The following is a 15,108-nucleotide window of genomic DNA, read 5'->3' as shown; positions in this document are numbered from 1 at the left end:
CCGCAGGGGTGTTGGCCCTGCGGGGCGACCAGGTGCCGCTTGCGCGGGCCCCTGGGCGCCCTCGCGGTCGTCCTGCGGGAGAGCCCTCAGACCGCGTCCCGTTGGACCAGTTGGAACTGGATTCCGTTGGAGGTCTGCGGCTGGGTCCAGGCATTGAGGTTCGGCCCGACCGGGACGGGATCGCCGGTGGTGAGCTCGACCCCGAGACCCTGAACGGCCTGCATGATCAGGGATACGTCGTCGACCTCGACCCCGATGTGCTCGATCCGGGCCTGGTTGCCCTCGCCCAGCCGACGCCGGCGGGCCTCATCCGTGGTCGGCTCGATGAGCTCGATCCGCCCCTCTCCGCAGCGGTAGAAGGCGATCCTCACGTTCCGCTCGGGCACGTCCTGGGCCCGCTCCAGCCGCATCCCCACGCTCTCCAGGAACGCCCGAGCCTCCGTGATGTCGTCGACGATCACGCCGATGTGGTCGATCCGCTTGAACATGTGTGCCTCCCTCTCCGGCTGATTTGTTTACGCGTTCTCTTTCGAGAAGTTGTTGTGCAGGCCCGCCAACTGCGGCAGATTCGACATGTTGAGGAGGAGCAGGTTCGTCGTCCCGTCCCGATTCTCGAAGTGGTGCACGGACCACGCCGGGATGAGCATGATGTCGCCCTCCCTCAATTCGACCGTCTCCTGAGTGTCGTCGAAGATCACGGACCCTGATCCGGACCGTACGAAATACAGGTGCCACCAGGAGTGCGCGTGAGGTGTGGTGCGCCCGCCCGGCTGAACTTCCTGGAAGGTCATCGACGTACCCGGGACGATTTCGTGGCGCCCGTCGGGCGCGGCCAGGGTCAGCGTCCCGTAGGGCGTGTGCTCGGCCGCCTCGATCTCCTTGGCCAGGTCCGCCCATCGCCAGACAACGGGGGCCGGTTCCTCGGACCCATGGCGTTTCCGGAATTCATGGTAGGGAAACTGGCTTCCGGTCTGCACCGACATGCTCTTCCTCCCGGGGTACATCGTTTCGGTCTCGGATGTGCGCGATCATGTCGCGCACGGACAGATCGGCATCTCTGATGAACTGCGAGGCCATCGCGTGCCGGGGCAGGGCATGGGTGTAGAACCGCGGCCCCTCGACCGGATAGCCCACCGCCCAGGCGGTGCGCAGCTGCTTGCCGGCCACCGTGACGAGTCGGCCCCGCTCGTCGATGTCGATGCCACCCGGCTCGTACGAGCCGTTGGCGTACGGGCGGACCACACCGCGCTTCACGAGGTTCGCGGTGAGCGTCGACCTGTCGCGCTCGGGGTGGAAGGCGTCGAGCCGGGCGACGACCAGCGCATCGGCGTGGTTGGTCTCCGCCCCGTCCGCGTAGTCGGTCCGGATGGCGAACTGGGACGCCTCCCGGTCAAGGACCACCCGGCACCCCGGTCCGCCGGCCAGATCCACGACGCCCGCTCGCAGGAGCGCGAGAAGCTGGTGGTTGCGGTGGCGGGGCGGTCCGAACGAGATCCGGTTCATGATCCCGACGTACTTGGAATTGAACGTCCGATGGGAGGCGGGGGTGAGACCGGAGAACTCGACGGCTTCCCGCAGGCTCGCCCGGGTGTCACGAATGACGTCCGTCGCCGCCTTCAAGGGACTCGTCAGGTTGCCCAGCTCGGCCTGCTCCAAATCACGCTCCACGTGGTCCGTGAAGAACGTGTCGAAGGCGCCCTGGTTCTCGAATTCCCGTCCACGCAGCGGATCGAGGACCGCCTCGAACGCCCGCGGGCCGTCCGAGGTGAATTCGCCCGCCTCTTCCGCGCCGGGGAACCGGTCCCGCACCGTGCGGTAGGCGTACCCCATCTCCTTCAGCAGGAGCGGCAGAACCTCTTCCTCGAAGTCGAGCCGGGGGTCACCACGGAGCCGCGCCGCCTGCTCCCTCAGGCTCTGCACGGCTTCCTTGGTGAAGAAGCGCGGCCGATGCTGACCTGTGAGCCCTTTCTGGTTCACCCCACGTGCGGCGAAGGGCAGGCACTGGCGTGAGAACAGCCGGATGCGTGGCTCGCGCCCGGATGGGCGGTACTCCGTTTCCGAACCGGATCCGTGGAACCGGCCGCCGCGGCCGACGGTGAGTTCGGAGATCACGTCGTGCGCGGTCAGTCCGAAGCCCTGCACCGCGACGACGGAGTCCGGGGCGATCTCCTGGAGTCGGTCGACCGGGTACGGACTGGGGCAGTAGACGAGCCGGGGGTTGACGGGGGCGTGCTCCCGCACGAACTCCTCGTACGCGCGGTCCTCCTCGGTGGGGATCCGCTCGCAATGCCCGGTGGCCAGGAAGACGTAGTCGCTGGGCAGGACGTGGCCCTTCGACAGATGGAGGGCGAAACCTCCGCCTTCCCGGGCCTCCAGGTCGACAGCGCGGTCCCGGTGGTGCACCACGCGGATCGCGGGCGGCAGCGACCGTACCGTCTCGTCGAAGACCCAGCTGAGGTACGAGCCGAGGATCTGTCGCGGCAGATAGGTGTGCTCCCCCACCGCGTCGCCCGCATCGCCACCCGTGGGGTAGAACGCGGTGGCGAACTCCCGGTAGCCGTTGCTTACCGCCCACTCGGTGAACGAGAGCCCTCGGTCGCCGCTGAACATGGTCACCTGACTGGCCAGGGTGTTGGTCAACAGGTGGGCCGGTTGGCGTGCGGGGTGCGCGCCCTGACCGCCCTCACCCGGATCGATGAGGTGGACGTCCAGCACGCGGCCTTCGGGCAGTTCGCCGGCGAGCTCGGACAGCCGCCGCAGAATCCCCAGGCCGCGCGGGCCCATGCCGATGATGGCTATCCGGTGGACCTGCCGGAGCATCATGGCCTCGCTCCGCTCGCCGTCGCGGTGGCTTCCAGTCCGTCGAGGGCTTTCTCATGGAGGCAGACCCAGTCCGACGCACCGGGAAGTCGGGGGAATCGCCGGGCCACCTGCGGGTCGTGGCCGGGAATGATGTGGTCGTCGCCGTCGGCCAGTGCCTCGATGGTGTCGTAGCCCTCCAGCATGGGCGTGAGGTGGTCGAGGATCGGGAACGGGCTGCGCAGCCGGATGTTGGCCCACAGGTGGGTGGCGTCGCTGGCAAGCACGACCCAGCCGCGTTCCGTGGGCACCCGGACCACCTGGGTGCCCGGGGTGTGACCCGGCACCGGGTGCACGGTCACACCGGGCAGGATCTCCGCCTTGCCTCGGTGCAGCACCAACTGGTTCTCGAACAGGCCCTGGACAGCGGACTGCACGTTGACGGCTTCGAACGGCTTGCGCACGATGTGGTGGCGCATGGCGGGCCCGGTACAGAACCTGAGCTCCTCCTCCTGGAGGTGTATGCGTGCGTGAGGGAAGCGGTCCAGATTCCCCGCGTGGTCGTAGTGCATGTGCGTGATCACGACGTCGGCGATGTCCTGGGTCGCGATTCCCAGGTCGGCCAACGCGGCGACGGGGTCCCGGAACAGGGTTCGCCCGCGGCGCACCGCCATCTCCTGGGGGAAACCGGTGTCCACCAGCAGGAGGTGCCGGTCGTTGCGGATCACCCAGAGGTAGAAGTCCATGGGCATGTCGCTGCCCCGGGCGAACTGGCCTTCGTCGACCAGGAAGTTGTCCCGCGCCGGCCGGTCGGCGTGCGTGCCGAACCGGAGCGCCAGAACCTCGTACGTCGGATGCGTGTCCTCGGCCATTCGGCTCACGCCCCGGCGAAATCGAGAGGCCGGGCGACGGTGGAACGGTCCGTCGCCGGCGCCTCTTCGAAGGGGAAGTGAGTTTCTCCGAAGGCAGGCACAAGGTCGTCGAACCAGGTGGCCTCCGGATCGAACTTCGCGTAGAAGGGACGCCGTACGAGATCGCCCTGACGCGCCTGGAGCAGTTGCAGGGCAAACACCTTCTCGCCCCGGATCGTCGGCATCCCGTCGATGAGTACCTTGCCGGGGAACGCACTCATCGACGGGCCACGCGCGGTGCGGGAGAGCCCGGACACGGACCCGTAGGCGGTGCGGAAGATCTCGTACGCCTCGGCCAGCGGCAGCTCGAAGTAGGAGCGCGCTCCCGTGTCACGCTCGACGAACATGTAGTAGGGAATGGCGCCCAGCCTGACGCCCTGGGTCCACAGTTCGTGCCAGGCGCCCGGGTCGTCGTTGATGTGACGCAGTACCGGGGACTGCATGCGGACCACGGCGCCGGTCCCGGTGATGCGCCGCATGGCCTGTTGCGCGATGGCGGGGCGGAGCTCGGCAGGGTGGTTGTAGTGCCCCATCAGCGCCAGATGCTTCCCCGCACCGACGACACGCTCGAACAGGTGGAGCAGGTCGTCGGCGTCCACGTCACTGACGAAACGCTGCGGCCAGTACCCAACCGCCTTGGTGCCGATCCGGATGTTCTGGACGTGGGCGAGTTCGGGCGCCAGGAGCGGTTCGAGGTAACGCTCCAGGGTGGCCGTCCGCATGATCAGGGGGTCGCCCCCGGTGATCAGGACGTCGGTGACCTCGGGGTGCTGCTTGAGGTAGGCGGTGAGACCCTCGGCGTCGCGGGCTGCGAAGTGCAGGTCGTCCTCACCGACGAACTGCGGCCAGCGGAAGCAGAACGTGCAGTAGGCGTGGCAGGTCTGGCCGGCGCTCGGGAAGAAGAGAACGGTCTCCGCGTACTTGTGCTGGATCCCCGGGACGACCTCGCCGTTCAGTTGGGGCACGTTGTGCGTCAGCTGGCCGGCCGGGTGCGGGTTCATCCGCGAACGGGCGACGTGGATCTGCTTCGCCAGCTGCTGCTTGTCGCCGGACCGCACCAGGTCACGCAGGACGGTGTAGTCGTCCGGATCCAGCATCGTCGGGTGCGGAAAGTTGAGCCGGAATATCGGGTCGTCGGGTACGCGGTCCCAGTCGATGAGTTGGTCGAGTACATATTGGTTGGTTCTGAACGGCAGGACGTGGGTCACCACCTCCACAGCCTCACGGAGGTCGGGGGGAATGAGTTTCCACTGCGGCGCCCGTTGAATCGAAGAGCGATTGTACGGCTTGTATTTGACAGGGCTGGAGTTACTCATGAGAATTCTCCGTCCATATCACGGAAGGCGAGGGTGAGCGCAAGGCTCCCGCGCGATTTCTACTTCCCGCGCTCACCCTCCGGGTGGGCATGGTTCAGCGGGCGTCTCCCGCTTGCCACTCAAGGAACCTAGCCAGCGGGCCGCAAGGATGAGAAATAGGTTCGCCGCCCCATTCATTCACCCAGCGCATCAAAGCCATTCATGCGCAACCTGAATGAATTGCGCGGAGGCTGCATCAATTGGTTCCTCGGTACCTATGATCGGCAAGGGCAGAATCAGGGGCCGGCAGAGCTGGGGGGAATTCCATTGAACCGTCGACTTTGCGTCGGCATCGTGGGGATGGGGCCGCGCGGACTTACCGTGCTGGAACGGCTGTGCGCGAACGCGGGTGAGGACCCGGGGGCCGGATCGGTGACCGTGCATGTCATCGATCCGCATCCGGCCGGGGCCGGCCGGGTGTGGCGGACCGACCAGTCCGCGCATCTGCTGATGAACACGGTTTCGGAGCAGATCACGGTGTTCACCGACGCGAGTGTCACGTGTACCGGCCCGGTGGTGCCGGGGCCCAGCCTCTTCGAGTGGGCGTCCCTGCTCGTCGAGATGGGCGCGGCCGGGACATACCCGGACGACGTTCTTGAGCAAGCGCGGGGCCTGGGGCCCAACTCCTATCCGACGCGCGCTCTGTACGGCCACTATCTGCGCTGGGCCTTTCAACGGACCGTGGAGACGGCGCCGCGGCATGTGTCCGTACACGTCCACCGGGACACCGCGGTCGAACTGGTGGAGGACGGCGTGGAGCAGGTACTGCGGCTTGCGGGAGGCGACCGCTTGCGGCTCGACGCGGTGGTGCTCGCCCAAGGGCATCTGCCGGCCACGCCTCCCCCCGCACCTCGGCGTCACCGCGGCGCGCGCCACATCCCGCCCGGAAACCCGGCCGAGGTCGATCTCGACTCGATCGCCCCCGGCGAGCCGGTGGGCCTCCGCGGGCTCGGGCTGACGTTCTTCGACTACCAGAGCCTCCTTACCCAGGGCCGTGGCGGCGTCTTCGAGGAACGCGCTGACGGACAACTCGACTACCGCGCCTCGGGCCAGGAGCCACGCCTGTACGTGGGCTCCCGGCGAGGTATCCCCTACCAGGCGCGTGGTGACAACCAGAAGGGCTGGGGCGAACGGCACCAGCCGATGCTGCTCACCGCCCGGGTGATCCGTGAGCTGCGGCAACGCGCGAGGTCACGGGACAGCCTTCGCTTCCGCAGAGACGTGTGGCCTCTGATCGCCCGCGAGGTCGAAGCCGTCTACTACCAAGTGCTCCTGCGTGGGCGTGGCGTGCCGGACGGGACGACGGCCAGTTTTCTGCGGGACTACCTACTCTTCTCCGGGGAGAGCCGTCCGGACGATCGGCTACTGAGACACCATGGCATCGCCGAGGGCGACCGTTGGGATTGGAAAGCGGTCGAGACTCCCTACACGGAACAGGACTTGCGCAGCCGAAAGACGTTCGAGCGCTGGCTCGTGGCGCATTTGGAGCAGGATGCCGCGAGGGCCGGCGGCGGCAACCTCGACGACCCGGTCAAGGCCGCCCTCGATGTCTTGCGCGACCTGCGGAACGAGATCCGTCAGGTCGTCGACCACGGAGGCATCACCGGGAACTCCTACCGCGACGAACTGAGCGGCTGGTATTCGTCGTTCAACGCCAGCCTCTCGATCGGCCCGCCCAGACGTCGTATCGCCGAGATGGCCGCACTCGTCCGTGCCGGTGTCATACGGCCGGTGGGGCCGGGCATGCGCGTCACGCCGGCGGCGGGATCCGGTGGCTTCCTGGTCTCATCGCCCGTCGTCCCGGGGCCGCCGATCACGGTCACCACCCTCGTCGAGGCCCGCATACAGACCCCGGACGTCCGTGAAACCACCGATCCGCTGCTGCGGCGGCTCCTTGAGACCGGCCAGGCGTCCTTGCATCGCATCCCTGACCCGGACGGCAGTCACTTCGAGACCGGAGCCCTTGCTGTGACGGAGCGGCCGAGTCGCCTCCTGGACGCACACGGGAAGGCACATCCCCGACGGTTCGCACTCGGTGTCCCCACAGAGGGTGTGCACTGGGCGACCGCGGCGGGCGTCCGGCCGGGTGTCGACTCCGTCACGCTGGGCGACGCGGACGCGGTCGCGGACGCGTTACTCGACCGCGGGTCGGTCGAATCCCTCGGCCGGGCCGGGGCACACGTTCCGTGAGCACTTCCGCCCCTTCCGGCCAGCGTGGGGACGGCCGCCCCGACAGCCGTCGGCGGGCAGGCACGGCGACAGCCGCGGGCGTCGCGGCAGTCACCGTTCTCACCTCGCTGCCCGTCTTCCTGCCCGGGGCCGCGAACGGCCTGATCTCTGCCGAATTCGGCTGGAGTTCGGCACGGATGGGGGCCATCCTGGCCGCGTACTGGATGGCATCCCTGTCGGGTGCCTTCCTCAGCAAACGTGCCGCCTTCGCACCGGAAGTGGAACGCGCGCTCGCCGTCGCACTGTGCGCCACCTGCCTGGGACTGCTTTCCGCTGCGCTGGTTCCGGTCGCGGGCCTGTGGATCAGCTCGGCCATCGGGGGTATGGCCTACGGCTACACCCAACCGCATACCAATGCTCTTCTCATGCGGAGGTGTGCGCCCCGGCTGCGCGCACTCGCCTTCGGTCTCAAACAAGCAGCCGTGCCGGCCGCGACCCTTCTCGCCAGCGTGGCGATGCCGACACTGGCCGGCCCGGTCGGCTGGCGGTCCGTGTTCGCCGGAACGGCCGTGGTGTGCGGCGTGGGCGGCGTCGGTGTTCTCGTGTTCCACAGGTCCACGGGCGCGCCGCCCTCGGCACCGATGGAACGCCGCGCCGGGGAGCCGCTGCGTTGGGACGCCTTTCTGATTGCCCTCAGCTGCGCCGGCTTCTTCGGTGCGATGGTCGGGAACGGCCTGGGGGGATTCCTGGTTCTTGCGCTGACCTCGCGCGGTGCGTCGCTGTCGGCCGCCGGCGCGGTGGCGACCGCCGGGGCGGCTCTGAACATCGTGGTCCGTCTGGCGGCGGGCTGGCTGGTCGGCCGGAGACCCGGAACCGCGTGGGCCGCTCTGACGGGATTGTTCGTGGCCGGAGCGGCGGGTACGGCGCTTCTGACGGACAGAGCCCCCGCGGTGACCACCGTGGGAGCTCTGCTCGCGTACGGAGGCGGTTGGGGCTGGGCGGGCCTGCTGCACTACGTCATCGGTCTGCCCTACGCCGACCGGGAGCAACTGGCCACAGCCCACAGCCAGATGGGGGTCTCCCTGGGGGCGGCAGCCGGTCCGGTACTGTGCGGCCTGCTGTTCACCGTGAGCCCGGATGCCGCCTGGTGGGCGCTGACGGCGGCGGGCGCCACCGCTTCGGTCTGCGTCCTCGTCGCGCGAAGCCACGTTCCGGCAGGGCTCGGGCGCTGTGGCGCGGCACCGGTGGGCCCGCCACGCCTGAAACACGCCCCCGATCGCACGCCGGAGCGGGGGAGCACGCTCTGACGGAGCAGGCCGCACGAACAGCGGGTGCCGTCGGCGTCGGACGGATACGAGCGGTCAGCCCTGACCGGGGCCGGACGCGAGAGTCGCCAGTACCTGCTTGGCTCCATCGATTGCCTGGTTGAAGACAGCAGGGTCCTGGTGCGCGCGGGCCAGGACGTATCCGCCCTGCACCGTCGCGATGATGAGAGAAGCTATCGCGGCGGGGTCGGTGTTGGGCACGAGCTCACCTGTACGGACCCCGTCCGCCAGCACCGCGGACAGGCGGTCGGCGAGCCAGGTGAAGAAGTCCGCCGTCGGCGCGCGCAGTTCGGCATCGGTGACGATGTCGTAGTCCTGAGCCAGGCGTCCCATGCGGCAGCCGGCGAGCGGGTTGCGCTCCAGGTCGAGAAAGGCGAGGACTCGTGCCGTGGCCGACCCCTCGCCCGAGAGCGCTTCTTCGGCACGGCAGCGGAGCTCATCGCTCATATAGGTCATGGCCGAGACCGCGAGCTCCGCCTTGCCGGAGAAGTGGTGGTACATACTTCCCTGCCCTGCGTGCGCGCGATCCAGGATCATGGCTGGGCTCGTGCCGGTGTATCCGCGCTCCCACAGCAGATCGGCCGTTGCTCGTGTCAACGCCTCCTTCTTACTCATGAAGCCATTGTACATACTACTCGTTACACTCATATGACCGTGGGTTCCGCGCTGCCGGAAGCGGGCAGCGCGGGACCGGTCCGTCAAAGCCTTGCCGGCCGAAGGGCGCGTACTCCATCGCCGCCCCCCGCACGTCAGTCGTCGGCCAGGTGCCACCCCTGGAGGCCGGGCCTGGACAGGATGTCGGCGGCGGCGCGGACGACCTCGGATGCCGTGGTCACGTGCGGGGGCACTATCAGGAGACGGACACGGTTCTCCTTTAATTCGCCGACCTCGGCATGCCATCCGTCCGGAAGAAGCGCGACGAAACGGATCGCCGCGGTTTCCGGCGGCGCTCCGGCCGGACCGGTGATCGATACGGGGTGGGAGGGGTTCATGACGGCTCCGCGTGAGGAGAGAGGGTGGCGGTCGTGCAGGCCGGCCCACACACATGGGGCCCGTGCACTGTCAGAAGGTGAGGAGCGAGGCGAGTGGGTGGGGCCGCCCTTGGCGAGGCGGGCGACCAGCACGAGGATCGCGACGACGAGTGCCGCGCCGACGCCGTAGCGGACGCCGTCGGAGGTGTCGCTGGCGAGCAGTACCACCTCCGCAGCGGCGAGTACGGCGAGCGTCGCGGCGAGAGTGGTGCGGGTACGGGAGGCGGTCATGGGGGGGGTTCCTTCCGGGTGGTTCGTACGGTTCTGGCGATTCGGCCGGTGCAGGTGGTTCGGGTGCTTGGACGATCGGTGAGCATGTCCAGGTAGTGCGTGGCCTGCATGTGTGCCGCGTTGCCGGCCAGCGCCAGCCGTTCCGGCCCGGCCCCCTCGCGGCCTTCCTTCTCCAGTCCGGCCGGAACCATGGCGACGACACGGGGCATCGACGACCGCCCCGCCCGTTCGGCGCCCTCGGCCACCGCGGGAAGGATGACGTCCCGCAGATATCCGGGCGGCGTCAGCCACGTGATCACGACGTCCGCCACCTCGCCCGCCAGCCGGGCCATGCCCGGACGCAGCACTCCCAGGCCCACGTCGACCCTGGGTGCCACGACCGGAGCCAGCTGCCCCCGGAAGGTGAAGTGCGGGCCGTCCATGAGCGTTCGTCGGCCGCTCGGCCGCCCCTCGCGGATGCCCAAGGACACGGCCGGATGATCACGCACCTGCACGGTGTGGAAGCGGTCCGGGAAGCCATCGACGAGCTGACCTTCTTCGCCCGGACCGAGGACATGACCACAGAACCGACCGGGCTGCTCACCAAGGAGTCGATCGCCGTCTCGCACCCGATCAACATGCGGCTGCTGCGCCGGGGGGGTGCGCATACGCATGATCATGGGGTCGGCGATCATGGGGGACGACACCACCCTCACCTACATGAGCGAGCTGCTCTCGCACGGGGCCGAGGTGCGGATCTCCCATCACCCGATCGAGCGCGTGATCATCGTGGACCGGTCGGCCGCGCTGACCCCCATCGACCCCGCCCGGACCTCGGCGGGGCGCTGCTCGTGCGCGAACCCGGTCTGGTGGCCACCTTGGTCACGCTGTACGAACGCATGTGGGAGGCCTCGGAGGAACTGCCGGGCGAGGAAACGGACATGCCGTCCGACATCGAACGCAGGATCCTCGCCATGCTCAGGGAAGCCGACAAGGACGAGACGGCGGCGCGCCATCTCGGTGTGTCCGTGCGCACCTACCGCAAGCACCTGGCCGCGATCATGCGCCGCCTCGGCGCCGCGAACAGAGTGGAGGCCGCGCTCCTCGCCCACGAGAGGGGCTGGATGAACTGAGGGACCGGGAGACCGGAAAAGAGGGGGACGGAAGGCCGGGGCACCGAAGCGCTACGAGCGCGGGGCACCTGGGCGCCATCGGACCGGGCGTCGCAAACGCTCCGGACCCTCACGGCCTCCACCACGACGAAGGCCCGGTTCACCGGTGACACAGCACGGCGCGGGGGCGGTCCGACCGGACCGCCCCCGCGCCGTACGGGCATCGTGTGCGGCTCAGGCGCCGGGAGCGTCCTGCTCCTCGGCGGCAGCGGCAGCGGCAGCCGCGTCGTCCGCCTTCTCCTCGGCGGGCGCCAGACCGAGGCGCTCCAGCAGCCACTTGTCGAACTCGATGGAGGCGCGCACCCAGCTGACCGTGGAGGAGACGAAGTGCTCCAGGGAGACACCGGTGCCGATGAGCATCTGCGCCTCACCGATCAGCCGGACCGAGGAGCCGGTGTCCTCGGAGCCCTCCTCGGGCTCGTGGGTGTGCGTGTAGACCTTGGGCCACAGGGTGCGGCGGTTCCAGTCGTCGATCGCGTCGAGGAGGACCGGGCGCTGGTCCGTGGCGTGCGGGCGGTCGTAGAACGTACGGACCGAGAAGACCTGCTGCTCGCCCTCGCCACGGAACATGAAGTACGTGCGGAAGTCTTCCCACGGCGCCGCGAGGTCGCCCTCGTCGTCGACGACGTACTTCAGCTCCATCTGCTCCAGGAGCTGCTTGACAAGGTCCTGATCAGGGACGACGGGGCCTTCCGGTCCTGCCGCCTGCGGTTCGGGCTGGCCCCCGAAGTTAGGAATCGAGGACGGATCGATGCTCACCGTAATTTCCCTTCGTGCGGTTGGCTGCCATCCTCTCCCATGCCGGGCGGGGCATGGCAAGCCCGCACGGCCCCGATCCGCCACAAGCTGATATCCAGCCGGTGGGGACCGGGGCCGCCGAGAGGTTCCGGTGGCACCTCGTACGCCCCGGTCGGACCACCGGGGTGACGGGGTCAGGCCGCCGGGCCGACGGTCAGGCCGTCGCCCTCCCGGTCGACGCGGACCGTCGCGCCGTCCGTGATCTCGCCCGCGATGATCTTCTTCGCGAGCCGGTCGCCGATCGCCGTCTGGATGAGGCGGCGCAGCGGCCGGGCACCGTAGGCCGGGTCATTGCCCTCCTCGGCCAGCCAGGCCAGGGCCTCCGGGGTGACGTCGAGGGTGAGCTGCCGGTCGGCCAGCCGCTTGGCGAGCCGGTCGATCTGGAGCCCCGCGATGTGGGCGAGTTCGTCGCCGGACAGGGCGGAGAAGACCACCAGGTCGTCGAGCCGGTTGAGGAACTCCGGCTTGAACGACCCCCGTACGACGTCCAGGACCTGCCGCTTCTTCTCCTCGGGCTTGGTCAGGGGGTCGACCAGGTACTGGCTGCCGAGGTTGGACGTCAGGATCAGGATGGTGTTCCGGAAGTCCACCGTCCGGCCCTGCCCGTCGGTGAGACGGCCGTCGTCGAGGACCTGGAGCAGGATGTCGAAGACCTCGGGGTGGGCCTTCTCCACCTCGTCCAGCAGGACGACGCTGTACGGGCGGCGGCGGACCGCCTCGGTGAGCTGGCCGCCCTCCTCGTAGCCGACGTACCCGGGCGGGGCACCGACCAGCCGGGCCACGCTGTGCTTCTCGCTGTACTCGCTCATGTCGATGCGGACCATGGCCCGCTCGTCGTCGAAGAGGAAGTCCGCGAGCGCCTTCGCCAGCTCGGTCTTGCCGACACCGGTGGGGCCGAGGAAGAGGAACGACCCGGTGGGCCGGTCGGGGTCGGCGATTCCGGCCCGGGTGCGGCGCACCGCGTCCGAGACGGCCTGCACGGCCTCGGTCTGCCCGATCAGACGCCGGCCCAGCTCCTCCTCCATGCGCAGCAGCTTCTGGGTCTCGCCCTCCAGGAGACGGCCGGCCGGGATCCCGGTCCAGGCACCGACGACATCGGCGATGTCGTCCGGGCCGACCTCTTCCTTGACCAGGGTCTCCTTGGGCTCCTTCGCGGCTTCCTGCTCGGCCTCGGCGGCCTCGGCCAGCTCCCGCTCCAGGCCGGGGATCTCCCCGTACAGCAGCTTGGACGCGCTGTCGAAGTCACCGTCGCGCTGGGCCCGTTCGGCCTGTCCGCGCAGGTCGTCGAGGCGCTCCTTGAGCTCACCGACCCGGTTGAGGCCCTGCTTCTCCTTCTCCCAGCGGGCGTTGAGGCCGCGCAGCTCCTCCTCCTTGTCGGCGAGGTCGCGGCGCAGCTTCTCCAGCCGCTGCTTGGACGCGGTGTCGGACTCGTTCTTGAGGGCCAGCTCCTCCATGTGCAACCGGTCGACGGAGCGCTGGAGTTCGTCGATCTCCACGGGAGAGGAGTCGATCTCCATGCGCAGCCGCGAGGCCGCCTCGTCGACGAGGTCGATGGCCTTGTCGGGAAGGAAGCGCGAGGTGATGTAGCGGTCGGAGAGGGTCGCGGCGGCGACCAGCGAGGAGTCCGCGATCTGCACCTTGTGGTGGGCCTCGTAACGGCCCTTGAGCCCGCGCAGGATCGCGATGGTGTCCTCGACGGACGGCTCCGCCACGAGCACCTGCTGGAAGCGGCGCTCCAGGGCGGGGTCCTTCTCGATCCGCTCGCGGTACTCGTCGAGCGTGGTGGCACCGACCATCCGCAGCTCGCCGCGGGCCAGCATGGGCTTGAGCATGTTGCCCGCGTCCATGGCGGAGTCGCCTCCGGCGCCCGCGCCGACGACGGTGTGCAGCTCGTCGATGAACGTGATGATCTGGCCGTCGCTCTCCTTGATCTCGGAGAGGACGGTCTTCAGGCGCTCCTCGAACTCGCCCCGGTACTTCGCGCCCGCGACCATGGCGCCCAGGTCCAGCGAGACGAGCCGCTTGTTCTTCAGGGACTCGGGCACGTCGCCCTTGACGATGCGCTGGGCGAGCCCTTCGACGACGGCGGTCTTGCCGACGCCCGGCTCACCGATGAGCACCGGGTTGTTCTTGGTGCGGCGCGAGAGCACCTGGACGACGCGGCGGATCTCCTGGTCACGGCCGATGACCGGGTCGAGCTTGCCCTCGCGTGCGGCCGCTGTGAAGTCCGTACCGAATTTCTCCAGGGCCTTGTACTGGCCCTCCGGGTCCGGAGTGGTCACCCGGCGCCCTCCCCTGCTCTTCTCGAACGCGTCCAGCAGCTTCTTCGCGCTGGCACCCTGCCCGTCGAGGATCTCACCGGCACGGCCGCCCTTCGCCGCGATGCCGATGAGCAGGTGCTCGGTGGAGATGTAGTCGTCGCCGAGCTCCTTGGCCCGCCGGGCGGCGTCGTCGATGACGGCGAGCAGCTCGCGGTTGGGCTGGGGCGGGGCGACGGTCGAGCCGGTCACGCTGGGCTGGGCGCCCAGGAGCCGCTCGGTACCGGTGCGTACGGCGATCTGGTCCGCCTCCACGGCGGCCAGCAGATCGACAAGATTCTCGTTGTCCTCACCCGCGAGCAGCGCGAGCAGCAGATGCCCCGGGGTCAGATCGGCGTGCCCGTCCTTCACGGCCCTGCTGGTGGCCGCGTTGAGGGCGTCCCGGCTCCTGTTGGTCAGCTCGGCGTCCACGTCTGCTCTCTCCTCCTTGCGGTGACTGGCCTGTCCTCATTACTGACACGATCAACGTGCACAAAGTTGAGTCTATTCCACTCAAGGCGAAAAGGAAGACTTCCCCGCCGCCCTCCTCCTCCCGTCGTCCGCCCGCCGCCGCGAACCCGCCCCGGGCTGCCTACGCTGGCACCATGGCAGTCGACGTACGCAACCCCGGCCCGGAGTACCTCGCGTTCTGGCGCGAGTCCCATCTGTGCACCCTGACCACGCCCCGCCCCGACGGCACCCCGCACGTGGTGCCGGTGTGCGTGACGTACGACCCCGGGGCCGGCCTCGCCCGCGTCATCACCAACAGGAACAGCCGCAAGGTCGCCAACATCCTGGCCGCGGGCCCGGACGGCGCCCGCGTCGCCGCCTGTCAGGTGCACCGTGCCCGCTGGGCGACCCTGGAGGGCGTCGCCAGGGTCCGTACGGAGCAGGACAGGGTCGAGACCGCCGTACGCCTCCACATGGAGCGCTACGCGCGCACGCCGTCGCCCAACCCCGACCGGGTCGTCATCGAGATCACCCTGGACCGGGCGCTCGGCCGGGGATGACCAGAGCGGCTTTCCGGCCCGTCGCCCGCCG

The 15,108-nt window shown here is 69.0% G+C and carries 14 protein-coding genes; 4 read left to right on the top strand and 10 right to left on the bottom strand.

The features are described from left to right. Positions 1 to 86 precede the first annotated feature (86 nt). The 5 genes from ACZ4LX_RS22180 to ACZ4LX_RS22160 are packed head-to-tail and all read right to left on the bottom strand — an operon-like array spanning position 87 to position 4,921. Positions 87 to 488 (bottom strand): VOC family protein, encoded by a 402-nt coding sequence (locus ACZ4LX_RS22180; RefSeq protein WP_467637996.1) that lies wholly within the window; start codon positions 486 to 488, stop codon positions 87 to 89. Positions 489 to 515: 27 nt separating this feature from the next. Continuing rightward, positions 516 to 983 (bottom strand): cupin domain-containing protein, encoded by a 468-nt coding sequence (locus tag ACZ4LX_RS22175; RefSeq protein ID WP_467637993.1) that lies wholly within the window; start codon positions 981 to 983, stop codon positions 516 to 518. Then, the gene (locus ACZ4LX_RS22170; RefSeq protein ID WP_467637990.1) at positions 946 to 2,823 is read right to left on the bottom strand and encodes an FAD/NAD(P)-binding protein; all 1,878 of its coding nucleotides are present in this window, start codon (positions 2,821 to 2,823) and stop codon (positions 946 to 948) included. Before ACZ4LX_RS22170 ends, ACZ4LX_RS22175 begins: the two co-directional genes overlap by 38 nt. Next, positions 2,820 to 3,671, bottom strand: a complete 852-nt coding sequence (locus ACZ4LX_RS22165) for an N-acyl homoserine lactonase family protein (protein WP_467637987.1) — start codon at positions 3,669 to 3,671, stop codon at positions 2,820 to 2,822. Before ACZ4LX_RS22165 ends, ACZ4LX_RS22170 begins: the two co-directional genes overlap by 4 nt. 5 nt (positions 3,672 to 3,676) lie before the next feature. Then, complete coding sequence (locus ACZ4LX_RS22160) at positions 3,677 to 4,921, bottom strand: KamA family radical SAM protein (protein ID WP_467637984.1); 1,245 nt, start codon at positions 4,919 to 4,921, stop codon at positions 3,677 to 3,679. 411 nt (positions 4,922 to 5,332) lie between these two features. Between ACZ4LX_RS22160 and ACZ4LX_RS22155 the strand changes: the two genes are divergently transcribed. Both ACZ4LX_RS22155 and ACZ4LX_RS22150 read left to right on the top strand, forming a co-directional pair. Beyond that, on the top strand, positions 5,333 to 7,255 hold the full coding sequence (locus ACZ4LX_RS22155) for an FAD/NAD(P)-binding protein (protein WP_467637981.1): 1,923 nt from the start codon (positions 5,333 to 5,335) through the stop codon (positions 7,253 to 7,255). After that, positions 7,252 to 8,541 (top strand): MFS transporter, encoded by a 1,290-nt coding sequence (locus tag ACZ4LX_RS22150; RefSeq protein ID WP_467637978.1) that lies wholly within the window; start codon positions 7,252 to 7,254, stop codon positions 8,539 to 8,541. The genes ACZ4LX_RS22155 and ACZ4LX_RS22150 overlap by 4 nt, the downstream gene beginning before the upstream one ends. 54 nt (positions 8,542 to 8,595) lie before the next feature. On the opposite strand, the gene ACZ4LX_RS22145 is transcribed toward ACZ4LX_RS22150, so the two are convergent. From ACZ4LX_RS22145 to ACZ4LX_RS22135, 3 genes are all read right to left on the bottom strand, one after another. Continuing rightward, positions 8,596 to 9,174 carry a TetR/AcrR family transcriptional regulator gene (locus tag ACZ4LX_RS22145; RefSeq protein ID WP_467637975.1) on the bottom strand — a complete coding sequence of 193 codons (579 nt, stop codon included), beginning with the start codon at positions 9,172 to 9,174 and terminating at the stop codon, positions 8,596 to 8,598. Between the two features lie 134 nt (positions 9,175 to 9,308). Further along, positions 9,309 to 9,821 carry a hypothetical protein gene (locus ACZ4LX_RS22140; RefSeq protein WP_467637972.1) on the bottom strand — a complete coding sequence of 171 codons (513 nt, stop codon included), beginning with the start codon at positions 9,819 to 9,821 and terminating at the stop codon, positions 9,309 to 9,311. Beyond that, the gene (locus tag ACZ4LX_RS22135; protein ID WP_467637969.1) at positions 9,818 to 10,291 is read right to left on the bottom strand and encodes an LLM class flavin-dependent oxidoreductase; all 474 of its coding nucleotides are present in this window, start codon (positions 10,289 to 10,291) and stop codon (positions 9,818 to 9,820) included. The genes ACZ4LX_RS22140 and ACZ4LX_RS22135 overlap by 4 nt, the downstream gene beginning before the upstream one ends. A gap of 360 nt (positions 10,292 to 10,651) precedes the next feature. Here ACZ4LX_RS22135 and ACZ4LX_RS22130 point away from each other — a divergent pair, with 360 nt between their 5' ends. Then, a complete protein-coding gene (locus ACZ4LX_RS22130) occupies positions 10,652 to 10,933 on the top strand; it encodes a response regulator transcription factor (protein ID WP_467721257.1) in 282 nt (93 codons plus the stop codon). A 213-nt stretch (positions 10,934 to 11,146) separates the two neighbouring features. On the opposite strand, the gene ACZ4LX_RS22125 is transcribed toward ACZ4LX_RS22130, so the two are convergent. Both ACZ4LX_RS22125 and clpB read right to left on the bottom strand, forming a co-directional pair. After that, positions 11,147 to 11,731, bottom strand: a complete 585-nt coding sequence (locus tag ACZ4LX_RS22125; RefSeq protein WP_467637963.1) for a type III secretion system chaperone family protein — start codon at positions 11,729 to 11,731, stop codon at positions 11,147 to 11,149. Positions 11,732 to 11,904: 173 nt separating this feature from the next. Beyond that, positions 11,905 to 14,499, bottom strand: coding sequence for an ATP-dependent chaperone ClpB (gene clpB, locus ACZ4LX_RS22120; RefSeq protein WP_467637960.1), 2,595 nt, complete (start codon positions 14,497 to 14,499; stop codon positions 11,905 to 11,907). A 173-nt stretch (positions 14,500 to 14,672) separates the two neighbouring features. On the opposite strand from clpB, the gene ACZ4LX_RS22115 reads away from it, so the two are divergent. Continuing rightward, positions 14,673 to 15,077, top strand: coding sequence for a pyridoxamine 5'-phosphate oxidase family protein (locus tag ACZ4LX_RS22115; protein ID WP_467637957.1), 405 nt, complete (start codon positions 14,673 to 14,675; stop codon positions 15,075 to 15,077). Positions 15,078 to 15,108: the final 31 nt, after the last annotated feature.

Source organism: Streptomyces sp. NPDC026062, assembly GCF_055568375.1.
Note: the sequence above shows the minus strand (reverse complement) of the source record. Positions and strands in the feature narration are given on the sequence as shown.

Coding starts and splice junctions, on each gene's coding strand:
- ACZ4LX_RS22115 (WP_467637957.1), top strand. CDS start 14,673: ATGGCAGTCGACGTACGCAACCCCGGCCCGGAGTACCTCGCGTTCTGG.
- ACZ4LX_RS22170 (WP_467637990.1), bottom strand. CDS start 2,823: ATGATGCTCCGGCAGGTCCACCGGATAGCCATCATCGGCATGGGCCCG.
- ACZ4LX_RS22175 (WP_467637993.1), bottom strand. CDS start 983: ATGTCGGTGCAGACCGGAAGCCAGTTTCCCTACCATGAATTCCGGAAA.
- ACZ4LX_RS22145 (WP_467637975.1), bottom strand. CDS start 9,174: ATGAGTAAGAAGGAGGCGTTGACACGAGCAACGGCCGATCTGCTGTGG.
- ACZ4LX_RS22165 (WP_467637987.1), bottom strand. CDS start 3,671: ATGGCCGAGGACACGCATCCGACGTACGAGGTTCTGGCGCTCCGGTTC.
- ACZ4LX_RS22140 (WP_467637972.1), bottom strand. CDS start 9,821: ATGACCGCCTCCCGTACCCGCACCACTCTCGCCGCGACGCTCGCCGTA.
- ACZ4LX_RS22180 (WP_467637996.1), bottom strand. CDS start 488: ATGTTCAAGCGGATCGACCACATCGGCGTGATCGTCGACGACATCACG.